The organism is Bradyrhizobium pachyrhizi (assembly GCF_001189245.1).
In the GTDB taxonomy this organism is placed as follows: domain Bacteria; phylum Pseudomonadota; class Alphaproteobacteria; order Rhizobiales; family Xanthobacteraceae; genus Bradyrhizobium; species Bradyrhizobium pachyrhizi.
Genome location: NZ_LFIQ01000114.1, coordinates 167,901 through 183,564, shown reverse-complemented (window position 1 = coordinate 183,564; position 15,664 = coordinate 167,901). Strand labels below are relative to the sequence as shown.

The 15,664-nt window shown below is 64.0% G+C and carries 13 protein-coding genes; 5 read left to right on the top strand and 8 right to left on the bottom strand.

What is annotated here, in order from left to right; genetic code table 11:
• Window positions 1-51: 51 nt before the first annotated feature.
• Both AKL29_RS29985 and AKL29_RS29980 read right to left on the bottom strand, forming a co-directional pair.
• Window positions 52-222, bottom strand: a complete 171-nt coding sequence (locus tag AKL29_RS29985) for a hypothetical protein (protein WP_167350433.1) — start codon at window positions 220-222, stop codon at window positions 52-54.
• A gap of 223 nt (window positions 223-445) precedes the next feature.
• Window positions 446-709, bottom strand: a complete 264-nt coding sequence (locus AKL29_RS29980; protein WP_018271306.1) for a hypothetical protein — start codon at window positions 707-709, stop codon at window positions 446-448.
• Between the two features lie 346 nt (window positions 710-1,055).
• On the opposite strand from AKL29_RS29980, the gene ndk reads away from it, so the two are divergent.
• Window positions 1,056-1,478 (top strand): nucleoside-diphosphate kinase, encoded by a 423-nt coding sequence (gene ndk, locus AKL29_RS29975; RefSeq protein ID WP_016847423.1) that lies wholly within the window; start codon window positions 1,056-1,058, stop codon window positions 1,476-1,478.
• A gap of 112 nt (window positions 1,479-1,590) precedes the next feature.
• Complete coding sequence (locus tag AKL29_RS29970; protein WP_050386633.1) at window positions 1,591-2,430, top strand: TerC family protein; 840 nt, start codon at window positions 1,591-1,593, stop codon at window positions 2,428-2,430.
• 87 nt (window positions 2,431-2,517) lie between these two features.
• On the opposite strand, the gene ppx is transcribed toward AKL29_RS29970, so the two are convergent.
• From ppx to AKL29_RS29950, 4 genes are all read right to left on the bottom strand, one after another.
• A complete protein-coding gene (gene ppx, locus AKL29_RS29965) occupies window positions 2,518-4,020 on the bottom strand; it encodes an exopolyphosphatase (protein ID WP_050386632.1) in 1,503 nt (500 codons plus the stop codon).
• Between the two features lie 12 nt (window positions 4,021-4,032).
• Window positions 4,033-6,237: an RNA degradosome polyphosphate kinase gene (locus tag AKL29_RS29960; RefSeq protein ID WP_050386631.1), complete on the bottom strand. Its 2,205-nt coding sequence runs from the start codon at window positions 6,235-6,237 to the stop codon at window positions 4,033-4,035.
• A gap of 132 nt (window positions 6,238-6,369) precedes the next feature.
• Window positions 6,370-7,047: a P-loop NTPase family protein gene (locus AKL29_RS29955; protein WP_050386630.1), complete on the bottom strand. Its 678-nt coding sequence runs from the start codon at window positions 7,045-7,047 to the stop codon at window positions 6,370-6,372.
• A gap of 88 nt (window positions 7,048-7,135) precedes the next feature.
• The gene (locus AKL29_RS29950) at window positions 7,136-7,678 is read right to left on the bottom strand and encodes a CDP-alcohol phosphatidyltransferase family protein (protein ID WP_028332358.1); all 543 of its coding nucleotides are present in this window, start codon (window positions 7,676-7,678) and stop codon (window positions 7,136-7,138) included.
• A gap of 160 nt (window positions 7,679-7,838) precedes the next feature.
• On the opposite strand from AKL29_RS29950, the gene purM reads away from it, so the two are divergent.
• A complete protein-coding gene (gene purM / locus AKL29_RS29945) occupies window positions 7,839-8,912 on the top strand; it encodes a phosphoribosylformylglycinamidine cyclo-ligase (RefSeq protein WP_050386629.1) in 1,074 nt (357 codons plus the stop codon).
• Window positions 8,909-9,559 (top strand): phosphoribosylglycinamide formyltransferase, encoded by a 651-nt coding sequence (purN, locus tag AKL29_RS29940; RefSeq protein WP_050386628.1) that lies wholly within the window; start codon window positions 8,909-8,911, stop codon window positions 9,557-9,559. Before purM ends, purN begins: the two co-directional genes overlap by 4 nt.
• A gap of 77 nt (window positions 9,560-9,636) precedes the next feature.
• Here purN and AKL29_RS29935 read toward each other — a convergent pair whose 3' ends face one another.
• Window positions 9,637-9,840, bottom strand: a complete 204-nt coding sequence (locus AKL29_RS29935; RefSeq protein WP_016847412.1) for a cold-shock protein — start codon at window positions 9,838-9,840, stop codon at window positions 9,637-9,639.
• 354 nt (window positions 9,841-10,194) lie between these two features.
• On the bottom strand, window positions 10,195-11,343 hold the full coding sequence (gene rnd / locus AKL29_RS29930; RefSeq protein ID WP_028332355.1) for a ribonuclease D: 1,149 nt from the start codon (window positions 11,341-11,343) through the stop codon (window positions 10,195-10,197).
• Window positions 11,344-12,171: 828 nt separating this feature from the next.
• Here rnd and AKL29_RS29925 point away from each other — a divergent pair.
• Window positions 12,172-15,639: an adenylate/guanylate cyclase domain-containing protein gene (locus AKL29_RS29925; protein WP_050386627.1), complete on the top strand. Its 3,468-nt coding sequence runs from the start codon at window positions 12,172-12,174 to the stop codon at window positions 15,637-15,639.
• Window positions 15,640-15,664 lie beyond the last annotated feature (25 nt).

The window sequence follows — 15,664 nt, the reverse complement described above, 5'->3', positions numbered from 1 at the left end:
TCCCGGGGCTGTTGCAAAAACGCAATTGGGCTGCTGTTCAGCCCTCAACATCTAATGGCGATCGCCTTCCCGTCGTTGCATCTCGTCGAGGAGTTGCTGGAGGCGAGACGAAAGTGCGGGCTCTGGCCGCATGCTTTGCTGAAGCCGTTCGCCTACGGCATCGCAGATGTAACGGCAGGTCTTGTGATCAATCTGATCGGCGTCCTTGTCGATCTTGCTCATTGTCATCGTCATGGCATGTCTCTTGGCGAGTTCCACCTCGCATGTTCGAGTAGCTCCTCGCCATGACAAGTCGCGACCCCGAATTTGGTTTCCGCGCCTCACTCTCGCCTTGAGGTAGTGAGCCCCATCATATGCCCGGGTTCCCCGGCGGACCCGAAAAAAAGCCCCGGCGCGAGGGCCGGGGCGAGAAGCAAGTCAGGGGAGCAGTCCTAGATTCGATGGATCAGTAGCAGCGGTTGACCAGGCGCCAGCGGGGGCCCCACGGGGTCGGCACCACGCGGCGTACGTAGCAGCCGCCGCCGTAGCCATAACCGCCGTAATAGGCCGGGCCGCCGACGATGACGCGCGGACCGCCCCACCAGCCGTGGTGCCATCCACCGTGCCAGCCGCCATGCCAACCACCCCACGCAGAAGCGGAGGTCGGGGCGAGCGCGGCGGCACCGAGCGAAACCGCGGCGACGGCGGCAAGCGAGAGTTTGCGTAACATGATCGTCTCCTCGAGGTATGGGCGCGCGCGACGCGCCCGCGGTGACATTTCCCGAGACGTCCTGTGAGGCTTGCGGATGGGGGGCCAGCAAGGCGTCCGATCGCTGCAGAGCCTATGTGGCTTGAGCTGAACGGCAGCGGCACGGCGCTGACAGAATGGGTTCACGTAGGTGAAATCGCGGTAAGTTGGCCGAGCCGGCCGCTGTCCGGAGGGCGCCCAAACGACGGCTTTCGTCGTGAAAATGCGTCAAAACTAAAGGCTAACGCGTCACAGGGTCGCTTGCCGTTACCCCATCGCGCCGATATAAGCCCCGGCAACTCCCAGCCACGTTTACAAGGACGAAATCATGGCGATTGAACGCACCTTTTCGATCATCAAGCCCGACGCCACCGAGCGCAACCTGACCGGCGCGGTCAATGCGGTGATCGAGAAGGCGGGCCTGCGGGTCGTGGCGCAGAAGCGCATCCGCATGACCCGTGGCCAGGCCGAGACCTTCTACGCCGTCCACAAGGCGCGTCCGTTCTTCGGCGAGCTGGTCGACTTCATGACCTCGGGCCCGGTCGTGGTCCAGGTGCTGGAAGGCGAGGGCGCCATCCTGAAATATCGCGACGTGATGGGCGCGACCGACCCGTCGAAGGCCGCCGAAGGCACCATCCGCAAGCTCTATGCGAAGTCGATCGGCGAGAATTCGGTGCACGGTTCGGATGCGCCGGAGACCGCGGTGATCGAGATCGCGCAGTTCTTCGCCGGCAACGAGATCGTCGGCTGACGCCGTATTGCTGAAAGTGGCGCGGTCTCCCGAGGAGACCGCGTCGAAGTAGAACCGGGGAGCGGCGGACGACCGCCGCCAGGGGCGGCCGCAAGGCCGAATAGGACTCGCTGTGGACTGGCTGTGGCAGATCTTTGATCCGGCGTACATCGGCGCGTTCTTCACCGAATTCAAGAACGAGATGGCGACGCCGACGTTCTGGGTCGCCGTCGGCAAGATCATCTGGATCAACGTCCTGCTGTCGGGCGACAACGCGCTCGTGATCGCGCTCGCCTGCCGCGGGCTCGCGCCGCGCCAGCGCCTGTGGGGCATGATTCTCGGCGCCGCCGCGGCAGTGCTGCTGCGCGTCATCTTCACCGGCATCGTCGCCAGCCTGATGGAGCTTCCCTATTTGAAGCTGGTCGGCGGACTGGCGCTGATCGTGATTGCCGCCAAGCTGCTGGTGCCGGAGCAGGAGGACGAGGACAGCGTGCACGCGGCCGCGCATTTGTGGGCCGCGGTTCAGATCGTCGTCGTCGCCGACATCGTGATGAGCCTCGACAATGTGATCGCGGTGGCCGCCGCCGCCAACGGCAGCGTGCCGCTGCTGGTGCTCGGACTTGCGATCAGCGTTCCCCTGATCGTTGCCGGCGCGGCGCTGATCATGGCGCTGCTCACCAAGCTGCCGGTCCTGGTCTGGGCCGGTGCCGCGCTGCTCGGCTGGATCGCGGGCGACGTCATCGCGACCGATCCCGCCGTGCATCCGAAGCTGGACGCGCTGTTCGCCGGACCGCTCGGTGCCAGGCTCGATTCCTGGCTGACGTCGGTCGGGATGTCGCCGCAATTCGCCCATGGCGGCAATGGCGGCGAGATCGCGCTCGCGGTGCTCGGCATCATCGTGGTGCTGGTCGTGGGGTCGATCTGGCGCCGCCGCGCGCTCCGCAAGGCCAAGCACGCGGCCAAGGCGGCGTGAGCCCTAAATCGCGATGCGATTGGGTCGAGCTCGTTGTTTGAGCATGATCTTTCCGGAAAACCGCTTCGCACTTCTCCGGATCATGCTCTAGCGCCGCACGATCGAGCCGGCGCGCCCAACCAGCCGCGCCAATTGCTTGAAGCGGCTGCCGACGCGGTCGGCGACCAGATCCACCATCCGGTGCTCGAACACCAGCATCAGCTTGCGGCCCTGGGTGCGGAAATGGGTTGCCGGCAGCACGCCGGTGCGTGCCGCCGTGATCAGATGCGCGACGCGGAATGCGGCGCCGAGCACGCGGGCGCGCTCGTCCATCGCCGGCGTCACCAGCGCGCGGATCTGCGGCGGCGGTTCGTTTTCCTCGCTGAGCCCGGCGTAGCGATAGAACACCGAGAGCGCGACGAAGGCGCGGCCCTGATGCGTGATCGAGCCGAAATTGCCGTTCATGATCAGGCTGAGGGTTTCCTCGCCGCGATGATCGGGATGCACCCGCCAGCCGATGTCGGAGAGCAGGCACGCGACGTGCCGCAGCCTGCGGTCTTCCTCGGTCTCGCGCAGCCTGACGACGCGCACCAGCCGGTCGGTCCACGCCGTCAGCTCCTGGGCGTGACGGGCCGAGCGCGACAGCAATTCGTTGAGGTTCTGCGCGGCGCAGAGCAGTCCGTCCTTGGCGCGTTCGGCCTGCGGCAGCATCTCGTAGAGCAGGCCCTCGCGTACGCCGAAGGTCGAGAACACGATGGTCTTCGGCTGGGCCACGCGGATGATGTATTCGAGCACGAGCGCGGCATAGGCCAATAGCGGCCGCCGCGCGTCGGCGACCGACTCGATATTGGCCAGCATGTTGGTGGCCGCCAGCCGTCGCAGCCGCTGCGCGAAGTCGAGTGCGTCGGCCGCCGGGATCGAATAGCCGTGCATCACCTTGAGCGGGTAGCCGCTCTGTATGATGTGAATGCGCGCCAGCGCACGCCAGGTGCCGCCGACGGCATAGAAGGTACGGCCACGCCCGGTCTTGAGTTGGGCGACGCCGAGCAGCTCATTCTTGACGATGCGTTCGGCGCGCTTGAGCGATTTGTTGGAGAGGTCCTGCAGCGCGAGGCTGCCGAGCGGCAACGTCACGCCGCTGCGCACGCGGCTGCCCTTGACATCGATCAGTTCAAGCGAGCCGCCGCCGAGATCACCGACGATGCCGTTCGGATTGTGCACCCCCGAGACGACGCCGAGCGCGGACAGCTTCGCTTCACGCGGTCCGGTGAGGATCTCGATCTTGGCGCCGCAGATGCGCTCGGCCTTGGCGATGAAGTCCGGACCGTTCTTGGCGTCGCGGCAGGCCGCGGTCGCGATCGCGTAGACGCGGCCGACCTGCTGGATCCTGCACAGCGCGCGAAAACGGCGCAGCGCGGTGAGCGCCTTGTTGACGGCATCGGTTGCGAGCAGGCCGGTGCTCTGCACCTCGCGCCCGAGCCCGCACAGCGCCTTCTCGTTGAAGATGGTGATGAGGCTGCGCGCCGTCGCCTCGTAAACCACGAGACGAACCGAGTTCGAGCCGATATCGATGACAGCGACGCTGGAAGCGCGCTTCCGCGGCCGCTTCACCGTAAGGCCCCCTTAAGACGATGGCTGCTGACGCTCGTTGCGACGCGTGAGACGGCGCGGTGAAGATTCCTTGAGAGACTTACCACGGCCGGACAGACTCGGATTTGTCATGAAGTAGTCATGCAGATTGAAGGGCTCTTCGCCTTTCGCGGCCTTCATACGCGTTGACGACCCATCCGGCAACAATTGCCAGCTTTGCTCGGTGTCCTTCAGGTTCGCGACCATGATCTGTTCGAGAACCTGCTGATGCACCGTGGGATTTTGCAGCGGACAGAGAACCTCGACGCGGCGGTCGAGGTTCCGCGGCATCATGTCGGCGGACGAGATATACACAGCAGCTTTTGTGCTCGGCAGGCCCTGGCCCATGCCGAAGCAATAGATTCGGCCGTGTTCCAGGAACCGGCCGATCACCGATTTGACGCGGATGTTCTCCGACAGTCCCGGCAGCCCCGGCCGCAGGCAGCAGATGCCGCGCACCACGAGCTCGACCGAGACGCCGGCCTGCGAGGCCTCGTACAGCGCGTCGATGATGTCGGGATCGACCAGTGCATTCATCTTCATCCAGACCGCGCCGGGGCGGCCGTGCTTGACGTGCGCGATCTCGCCGTGGATGTGCTCGATGATCCGCTTGCGTAGCGTCAGCGGCGACACCGCCATCTTCTCGATGTCGCTCGGCTCGGCATAGCCGGTGATGTAGTTGAAGACCCGCGCGACGTCGCGGCCGATGATCGGATCCGAGGTGAAGTAGGAGAGGTCGGTGTAGATCCGCGCGGTGACCGGGTGATAGTTGCCGGTGCCGGTGTGCACATAGGTCGTGAGATTGCCGCCCTCGCGGCGTACCACCATTGACAGCTTGGCATGCGTCTTCAATTCGATGAAGCCGTAGACCACCTGCACGCCGGCGCGTTCGAGGTCGCGGGCCCAGCGGATGTTGGCTTCCTCGTCGAAGCGCGCCTTCAGCTCGATCAGCGCGGTCACCGACTTGCCGGCCTCGGCGGCTTCCGCCAGCGCGCGCACGATCGGCGAATTGTTCGAGGTGCGATACAGCGTCTGCTTGATCGCGACCACGTCGGGATCGCGTGCCGCCTGCTGCAGGAACTGCACCACGACGTCGAAGGATTCGTAGGGGTGATGGACCACGAGGTCCTTCTGGCGGATGGCGGCGAAGATATCGCCGCCATGATCGCGTACCCGCTCGGGATGGCGCGGCACGTAGGGTGGGAATTCGAGGTCGGGGCGATTGAGGCGGGTGAGCTGCGACAGCTCGTTCATCGCCAGCACACCGTCGACCAGGATCACTTCGTCATCTGCGGCCGACAAGGCGTGCTGCACGAAGATGCGCAGCTCTTCGGGCATCGTGGCCTCGATCTCGAGCCGGATCACCGACCCGCGGCGGCGGCGCTTGAGCGCGGTCTCGAACAGGCGAACGAGGTCTTCGGCCTCTTCCTCGATTTCGAGTTCGGAGTCCCTGATGATGCGGAATGCGCCCTGGCCCTTGACGGTGTAGCCGGGGAACAGTCGGCCGATGAACAGGCCGGTAGCCTGCTCGAGCGTGATCAGCCGCGCCGGCGCGCCTTCCTTGGTGGAGGGGATGCGGATGAAGCGGTCGATCTTGCCGGGCATGCGGATCAGCGCGTTCATCGCCTTGCCGTCGGAAATCCGGGACAATTGCAGCGCCACCGTGAAGCCGAGATTCGGGATGAACGGGAACGGATGCGCCGGGTCGATCGCCAGCGGGGTCAGCAGCGGGAAGATGTTGTGAAGGAAATGATCCTCGATCCAGCTGCGTTCGGGCTTGGTGACGTCGCGGCCGTCGACCAGCTGGATGCCGACCTTGGCCAGGATATCCCGCAGGTCGCTCCAGATCGCCTGCTGGTCGGAGGCGAGCTGCGAGACGGTCTTGTTGATCATCACGAGCTGATCGGCCGGCAGCAGGCCGTCCGGGCTGCGCTCGGTAATGCCCTCGCGGACCTGCGCCTTGATGCCGGCGACACGGACCATGAAGAACTCGTCGAGGTTATTCGCCGAAATCGACAGGAAGCGGACCCGCTCCAGCACGGGATGGCCGAGATTGACCGATTCCTCGAGCACCCGCCGGTTGAAGTGCAGCCAGGAGAGCTCCCGGTTAATGAAGCGCTCGGGGCTGGACGCGATTGCGGGAATGGCGGGAAAATCCGCCTCTTTTTCTTTGATTTCAGTAGCTTGTGCCGAGTCCATCAAGTGCTGGTCCAATTCAGGGCAGGGGCCGGGGCGGTCTAGCCGAGAGCCGCAGAGACCATGTGATATTGCGATGACGTTTCGATGACATTGATGTTCCGCTCGCCTGCGCCGTCAAGCCGCGGGGATGGATCAGGCATCGCGCAACAGCTCCGCCGCCAGCGCCCGCGTGACGGGACGGCCGAGCCGGAGTGCCTCGGTATCCAGGAGCTCGACCGCCTGCCGGACGGCAACGTAGGAACGCTCGATCCGGTTGCTCAGATAGCTGACCAGCGGTTCGTCCACGCTCATCTGGCGGTCGGCGCAGAACTTGACGATCAGGCCGCGGAACAGCTGGTCGTCCGGTGGCAGCAGCGTCACGGTCGGCACCGCGCGGAGCCGCGACCGCAGGTCGCGCAATTCGATATCGAACGCCGACGGCGGGACGCGCGCCGTGATCAGCACGTAGGCATCGTCCTGGCGCGCCAGATTCATCAGATGAAACATCGCGCGCTCGTCGAAATCCGACGGCCTCAGGTCCTCGACCACCAGCGCACCGGTCGCAAGCGCGGTCGGCACCGTGTCGGCGGTCAGCGCATGCGCCGCGGTCGAGCGCGCGCCGGCGCTCTCGGCCCAGATCGCGGCGAGGTGGCTTTTGCCGGAGCCGTCAGGCCCGACCAGCAGCATGATTCGGTTCGGCCAGTCCGGCCAGCCGTCGATCAGCGCCAGCGCCGCCTCATTGGCAGGGCCCTCGAGGAAATCGTCGCGGGTCAGCTTCTCCTCGTGCGGCAGGGCCAAGGCCAATTGACGAGGTTGAACGCTACCGGCCACACAAGTCTCCAAACTACGTCATTTTAGCCATGCACAAACGCGTCGCGTTTGTCGCGGGAAAACCGGCTTCCACTTTTCCGGATCCCGCCTACCGAGCTTCGATCGTGCTCATGTGCCGCACCCACTCCACGAGATAGAGGGACACCGAACCCAAAGTAAAGATCGTGACCAGGCCCATCAGGATCAGGTCGTAAGGGTGCGGCTGAAAGCCGAAGCCGAGCGAGGCCAGCACCAGTGCCGCGAACGCGACCTGCGCTACCGTGTTCAGCTTCGACACCATCAGCGGCTTCATCTCGACCGGCTTGTCGAACAACCATGACACAATCACCGCGGAGACGATCATGATGTCGCGCGACACCACGAGAATCACGATCCAGCGCGGCACCGCGCCCCAGATTCCGAGCGCGACATAGATCGACACCAGGAGCGCCTTGTCGGCGAGCGGATCGAGCAGGGCGCCGAGTTCGCTCGTCATGTTGAAGCGCTTGGCGAGGAAACCGTCGACCGCGTCCGAGACGCCGGCGATCACGAAGATCGCGAACGCGATCTCCATCTGGCTGGACACGATGGCCCAGACGATCACCGGCACCAGGATGATGCGGCCGAGGGTGATGATGTTCGGAATGCTCAACTTGGGTCGCTTCCCGGCTAGAAGCCTGATTTTACTCGATATCCGGCTCTTTTGCGCAGCCGCCTTATGTTATCTACATAGTATCGCGGCAGCAGCGCCGCGAGCCATTGCGCGGGGGCGGAATTCCTCGTAACCAGCCCCTGATCATCTGGAATTGGGCATGACCGAGCGCAAAAACGGGCTCACTTACGCGGATTCGGGTGTCGATATCGACGCCGGCAATCGATTGGTCGATCTGATCAAGCCGATGGTGCGGGCCACCGCGCGGCCTGGCGCGGACGCCGAGATCGGCGGTTTCGGCGGGCTGTTCGACCTCAAGGCCGCCGGCTTCAAGGATCCGGTCCTGGTGGCGGCGACCGATGGCGTCGGCACCAAGCTGAAGATCGCGATCGAGACCGGCATACATGGCGGCATCGGCATCGATCTGGTCGCGATGTCGGTCAACGACCTCGTCGTGCAGGGCGCGGAACCGCTGTTCTTCCTCGACTATTTCGCCTGCGGCAAGCTCCATCCGGAGGCCACCGCGCAGATCGTCGCTGGCATCGCCGAGGGCTGCCGGGAATCCGGCTGCGCGCTGATCGGCGGCGAAACCGCCGAGATGCCCGGCCTCTACAAGGATAGCGATTACGACCTCGGCGGCTTCGCGGTCGGCGCGGCCGAGCGCGGCACGCTGCTGCCGACCCCGGATATCGCGGCGGGCGATGCCGTGATTGGGCTGGCTTCCTCCGGCGTGCACTCCAACGGCTATTCGCTGGTGCGCAAGATCGTCGAGCAGTCCGGCGTTGCCTATGACGCGCCGGCACCGTTCGCGCCGGTGATGACGCTTGGCGCGGCGCTGCTGACGCCGACCAGGCTCTATGTGAAATCCTGCCTGAGCGCGATCCGTGACACCGGCGCGGTGAAGGGCCTCGCCCACATCACCGGCGGCGGCTTCACCGACAACATTCCGCGCGTCTTGCCGAAGCATCTCGGCGTCGGCATCGATCTGGCGCGGCTGCCGGTGCTGCCGGTGTTCAAATGGCTGGCCGAGCAGGGCGGCATCGCCGAGCTCGAGCTGCTGCGCACCTTCAACTGCGGCATCGGCATGATCGCGATCGTCAAGGCTGATGCGGTCGACGCCGTGACCGAGGCGTTCACCGCCGGCGGCGAGACCGCGACGCTGCTCGGCGAGGTGATCGAGGCCAAGGGTGAGCATCGCGTGGTCTATAACGGTCATCTCGATCTCTCGCGATGAAGCGCCGCGTCGCCATCCTGATCTCCGGCCGCGGCTCCAACATGGCCGCGCTGATCGAGGCTGCGAAGGCTGCGGATTTCCCAGCTGAGATCGTCGCCGTGATCTCGAACCGCGCCGATGCTGCCGGGCTCGAGAAGGCGGCCGCGAGCGGCATTGCGACCATCGTCATCGAGAGCAAGCCGTTCGGCAAGGACCGCGCCGGCTTCGAGGCCGTGCTGCAGCGCGCGCTCGATGACAGGCAGGTCGAGCTGATCTGCCTCGGCGGCTTCATGCGGCTGTTCACCGCCGAGTTCGTGCGACACTGGTACGGGCGGATGCTCAACATCCATCCCTCGCTGCTGCCCTGTTTTCCGGGCCTCGATCCGCACGGCCAGGCGTTGCGTGCCGGGGTCAAGCTGTCCGGAGCGACGGTGCATTTCGTGATCCCGGAGACCGACGCCGGACCGATCGTGATGCAGGGCGCGGTCACGGTCGCTGACGACGACACCGCCGAGACGCTCGCCGCGCGCGTGATCACCATCGAGCATCGCATCTATCCGGAGGCGCTGCGGCTGCTGGCAAGCGGCCGGCTCAAGCTCGAAGGCGATCTCTGCAAGACCGTGGGCAGCGGCGCAACCGACGATACGCTGATCGCGCCGGCGCCTTAGCGCGCGGTTGCAGGAGACATCCCCCGGGGTGATGCGGCCGGGGGAGGCATCAGGATGAATTCCGCTGGCAGCGGCGTTCAGTGAACCTTGAGGTTCTCTGCCGACGCCTTGCCGCGGTTCTCCACCAGCTCGTACTCGACGGACTGGTTCTCGTTCAATGTGCTGAGGCCCGCGCGCTCGACCGCCGAGATGTGGACGAACACGTCCTTGTCGCCGACGGCTGGCTTGATGAACCCGTAACCTTTGGTCGGGTTGAACCATTTGACGGTACCCTTCGGCATCGTCTCTCTCCCAGTTTAGACATAAAAAAGACGCGGCCACGTTTTCCACGTGCCACGCCACAAGCGGACTTTGCGCTGTCTGTTCACTTTCCGGGTCGTCAGATCCAAAGTCTTCAAGTCCGAAGTTTCGCCTCTCGAAGCCTGTACATCGAAGCCTTGGATATCAACGTCGCGAAACGCACAGTCGAACGGCCGCAATCCGATTGTGAAGGGATTGCAACACGAAAATTGCGCCTTAGCAAGCGCGGTGGTTTTGCGTGACGCAACCTCAGCCTGTGCCGGTCGAACTCCGGGGCAACGCGTTCGGCCACTGGCCGACTGCCGGCGGAACCCGGCGCGCACCAGGCGAACGCGCTAACTCCGGTCCACCCGCACCACGCGGCCCTTGTCGATCGCCAGCGCGAGCTGGCCGTGCTTGAGCTTGAGCGCGGCCTCGCCGAACAGTTCGCGACGCCAGCCGTGCAGGGCGCCGACCTCGGCCTGATCGCTGGCCGCGATCTGCTCGAGGTCGTCGACGGTGGCGATCACCTTGCTGGCGACGCCGTGCCGCTCCGAGGTCATGCGCAGCAGCACCTTCAACAGTTCGACGGTCGCCGCACCGTTGGAATTGTTTCTCGGCTTTTCCAGCTTGGGCAGCGTCGCCTGGTCGCGGGCGAGCCCGCGCTGCACGGCGGCAATGATGTCGGCGCCCCATTTCGAGCGCTCAAAGCCCTTCGGCAGCGAGCGCAGATTGCCGAGCTTCTCCAGCGAGGTCGGCGCATGGGTGGCGATATCGCCGACCGCATCGTCCTTGAGCACGCGCGAACGCGGCACGTCGCGGCTCTGCGCCTCCTGCTCGCGCCAGGCCGCGACCTCGATCAGCACTGCGAGCTCGCGCGGCTTGCGCACGCGGGTCTTGAGCCGCTCCCAGGCGCGCTCCGGATGGAAGTCGTAGGTCTTCGGCGAGGTCAGGACCTCCATCTCCTCGCTGACCCAGTCGCTGCGGTCGCGCTTCTTCAGATCGGCATCGAGCGCTGCGAACACTTCGCGCAGATGGGTCACGTCGGAGACGGCGTAGTGGAGCTGCTCGTCGGTCAGCGGGCGGCGCGACCAGTCGGTGAAGCGATGGGTCTTGTCGGGGCGGTGGCCGGTGACGCGGTCGACGAGCTGGTCATAGGCGATGCTGTCGCCATAGCCGAGCACCATGGCGGCGACCTGGGTATCGAAGATCGGATGTGGAATCGTGCCGGAGAGGTGCCAGACGATTTCGATGTCCTGCCGCGCGGCGTGGAATACCTTGAGCACGGCCTCGTTCGACATCAGGTCGAAGAACGGCTTGAGGTCGATGCCGGGTGCCAGCGCGTCGACCACGACCGCTTCGTCCGCGCTCGCCATCTGCACGACGCAGAGCAGCGGATAGTAGGTCGTCTCCCGCAGGAACTCGGTGTCGACAGTGATGACCTTGTGTTTGGCGAGCCGGTCGCAGGCGGCGGCGAGGTCGGAGGTCGTGCTAATCAAATCCATGAAGTGTCCATAACGGCTTGACCCCACGCGTTCTGCCGAAAGGGCAGCTATGTCAAGGGTCTTGCAGGGATTTTGGCCCTGCGCGGGGCGAGGGACAGGGCATTTTTGAATTGATTGGGCGTGATTCGAGGGTGTTTTCGGCCTGGTCGTGCCGACAATTCGTCGGTCGTGCGGGCGAAAGGCGGGACCCGTAGCCGCCGGAATTCGTAGGTCGGGCGATCGCGGCCCCAGTCGCGCGCGGCAATGGGCATTGGGGGGATGGGTCGTGGCTCCGTGCGCAATTGCGCACCAGGCCAGGACGACACCGAATGTATCGCACGGACGACATCCGCAATCCTCGTCCCTGCCTAGTGCGCAATGCGCACGGGAGCAGGGACCCATAACCACAGGGATCTGTTGTTGAAGAGGGCCCTGGCCCAGCGCCGCGCAACAAACTTGCATTTGTGGTTACGGGTCCCGGGTCAAGCCCGGGACGACACTGAGTTTGCTGCGCCTCTTGTGAGTCATGTTTCCGCATTCTCGCGGCATGAGTTGCCCGAGTCTTGCTGTTCGTTTCGCGCTCTCTCAGAGGGCGCAGGGAAAGCCGGGTGCCGATCGCACCCATGGGCCCCGAGCAATGGGTAGCAAGCTCGGGGCTAGGACCACGGCCAAAATACCGGCGCGTGCGCCATCTCGAATATCTGAGCGACCGAGGGCAGAGTGCGTCTTCGATCGGCCTGCTCCTTGTTTTCGCACTTTGTGAACGCGTCCAGTCTGGGGTAAACAAACCCCTTGGCATCGTCGAACGAGGCCCATTGTCGCCAATGGCCCGCAGTCGGACGGATCACAATGCCGGAGAAACAGCCAAGCGCCGATATCGAGGCTGCTCTCAAGCACTGGCTCGAAACCGTTGATCTCGGCCAGTACAGCGACCTCTTTGTACTGCATCGCATCGACTTGGACATCCTGCCCGATTTGACCGAGCAGGATCTGGTCGAGCTTGGACTTCCGCTGGGAGACCGCAAGCGCTTGCAGCGCGCGGTTGCTTCCCTGACCCGTTCGGCAGAAGGTCCCGCCGGCGGTAGGAGCGTCGCGGAAGGCGCGGCGGTGAGCGCCGAGCGGCGCCAGCTGACCGTGATGTTCTGCGACATGGTCGGTTCGACCTCGCTGTCCGAACAGTTCGATCCCGAAGACGTCCGCGACATGATCGCGAGCTTCAGGGAAAAGTGCGTCAGCGTGGTCAAGCGGTATGAAGGCTTCGCGGCCCGCTACCTCGGGGACGGCATTCTGGTCTATTTTGGCTATCCGAATGCCCATGAGGATGACGCCGAGCGGTCGGTGCGTGCGGCGCTCGAAATTGTACGGAGCCTGTCGTCGGCGAGAGCGAGTGACGCCCGCGACGTTGCAAATCATGGGCCCAGTGTGCGCATCGGGATTGCGACCGGCCTTGTTGTCGTCGGAGACCTGGTTGGACAGGACACCGAGGAGCACGATTCCGCAGTCGGCGAGACGCCAAATCTGGCTGCCCGTCTGCAGGCCTTGGCGCCTCCGGACGGCGTCGTCATTGCGTCTTCGACGCAATCCCTGCTGAGAGGAAAGTTCGACTACCAGGACTTCGGATTTCACGCGCTGAAGGGGATATCCGCGAAGGCCCAGGCCTGGCTCGTGGTTCGGCCCTGCCGCGCCGAGACGCGATTTGCCGCAGCCATGGGCTCCAGATTGACGCCGCTGGTCAACCGCACCGAAGAGGTGGCGTTGCTGCTCACGCGTTGGCAGCAAGCGAAAGCCCATGAGGGGCAGGTCGTGGTGCTGACGGGCGAGCCGGGAATTGGAAAGTCCAGGATCGTTCAGGAATTGCGGGAGCGGATCGCAGGTGATCAGCACGGACAGGTTTCGTTCCAGTGCTCTCCCTATTACAGCAGCACCGCTTTTCATCCCTTCATCGAGCATCTCAAATTCGCGCTCGGCCTTGACGGCGAGAACGCGTCTGCGCTTTGGCTGACAAAGCTTGAAGCCGGTGTCGCCGCCTCGAACGGCGAGGCGGACACAGTGGTCCCGATCCTTGCGGCGTTGCTTTCAATTCCCACCGGGGACCGCTACGCGGCCCTGGATCTCTCGCCGCAGCAGCTGAAGGATGCGACGATTTCCACGCTCGTCAACCATCTGCTCGCGCAAGCACGCGGGCAGACGCTCCTGATCGATTTTGAGGACGTACATTGGATCGATCCCACCTCGCGGGCCGTGCTCGATCTGCTGGTGGAGAACGTTCGCAACACGTCGATCCTCGTCGTGATCACCTGTCGTCCGGAGTTTCAGCCGGGCTGGAAGGATCACGCGCACACCATCAGTGCGAACCTCAAGCGTCTCGGCCGACAGGTCCGCACGATATTGGTTGAACGTGTGGCTGGAGAAAAGGAGCTTCCCAAAGAGGTGATTGAGGACATCATTGTCAAAACCGATGGTGTGCCGCTCTTCCTTGAAGAGCTGACCAAGGCCGTTCTCGAATCCGACGTCTTGACTGAACAACATGGACGTTACGTCTTGTCCGGTCCGTGGCATCAGCTCGCTATTCCCGCGACATTGAACGATTCCCTGATGGCCCGCCTCGACCGGATGGGATCATTCAAGAAAATCGCGCAGATCGGCGCCACCATCGGCCGCGAGTTCTCCTATGAGATCCTTCGCGAGGTTGCCGAGGCGCCGGCGGACCAGATCGAAGCCGCCCTGAACCATCTGGAGGCAGCCGGATTGATCGTCCGCTTCGGCTTTCTGCCGGAGGCGCTGTACTCGTTCAAGCACGTGATGATCCAGAATGCGGCGCATGAAAGCTTGTTGCACAGGGAAAGAAGGACGCTGCACTCCAAGATCGCACGCGTGCTCGCCGAAAAATATCCGGAAAAGATCGAACGCGAACCGGAGCTTCTCGCCTACCATCTGACCGAGTCTGGCCAAAGCGAGCCGGCTGCGGGTTTCTGGCTCAAGGCCGGAAAGCAGGCCGCGATGAAGGGTGCGACTCTGGAGGCGATCGGTCATTTGCGTCGTGGGCTCGGGGTTCTGCAAGCCTCACCCGGCATGCTGGGCCGAAACGAGTCCGAGCTTGAGCTTCGCATCGCCCTGGGCACCGCCCTGATCGCGGCAAAGGGATACGCCGTGCAGGAAGTCGAGGAGAACTATGTTCGCGCGCTCGAACTCGGCCGGAATCTTGGCAACATGGCGAAGGTCTTTGCGGCGACGCGCGGACTTTGGGTGTGCCATTTTATCCGCGGCGATCTCGCGCGGGCGCATGAGCTGAGCGCGGAGCTCCTGCAGTTCGCAAGGCGCGAGGCATCGAACCAAAGTTCGTCCGCGACGCAACAGACGGGATATCTGATCGAGGCGCATCGGGCGATCGCGATGACCATGCTGTACCGCGGGCGGTTTGTCGCCGCCGAACATCACCTTCATCGCTTCAGGAATCTGTATCGTCCCGATCTACACGGCGCCCTGACGGCAACGCATGGCATCCATCCTGGGATCGTCTCGCTCTCGTATCTCGGGTACGTGTCGTGGTTTCTGGGCCGCCCTGACGCGGCGCGCCGATATAGCCAGCAGGCTATTTCGGAAGCGGAAGACCTTCGCCACCCCTTCACGCTGTCGTTTGCACTGACATTCGGCGCTTACGTTTGCCAGCATCTACGCGATGTCGAAGGGACCCACGACTACACCAACAGGGCACTGGCTCTCTCATCGGAACACGGCTTCCTGCATTGGAAGCATCAGACAACCATCCTGCGAGGATGGGCGATGACCGAGCTTGGGAATGTCGATGAGGGATTGAACCAGATGCGAATGGCTATCGACGGTTACGAGGGCATGAGCGCCCGGCTCGCCAGTTGCTGGTTCAGGAGCCTGCTCGCGAAGGCCTATGCAAGTGCCGGCTTGCCGGATGCTGCCTTGCACGAACTCGACAGTGCATCGGCGATCGGGAGAAGAACGGGAGAGCATTTTTACGAAGCCGAGATCTATCGTCTGCAGGGTGAGATAACGCTCAATGACTCGAAACCATCGTCCGTCGAATCCGCCGAGCGAATGTTCCTCGCCGCGATCGAGCTGGCGCGCAGGCAAAGCGCGCGGTCCTTTGAATTGCGGTCAGCTGTCAGCCTGGCGCGCCTATGGCGACATTCCGGCAAACAGGCGCGAGCGGCTGAGCTGTTGCTACCCGTCGTTCGAACGTTCACGGAAGGTCTGTCTACGCCTGACGTCAAGGAAGCGCTCGAGCTGGCGAATGAACTGACAATGGAAATGCCCGGAGATCATGAATGGAGCGGGCGGGTCTGAGCATACCGAGGCGCCCCGGGCGCTA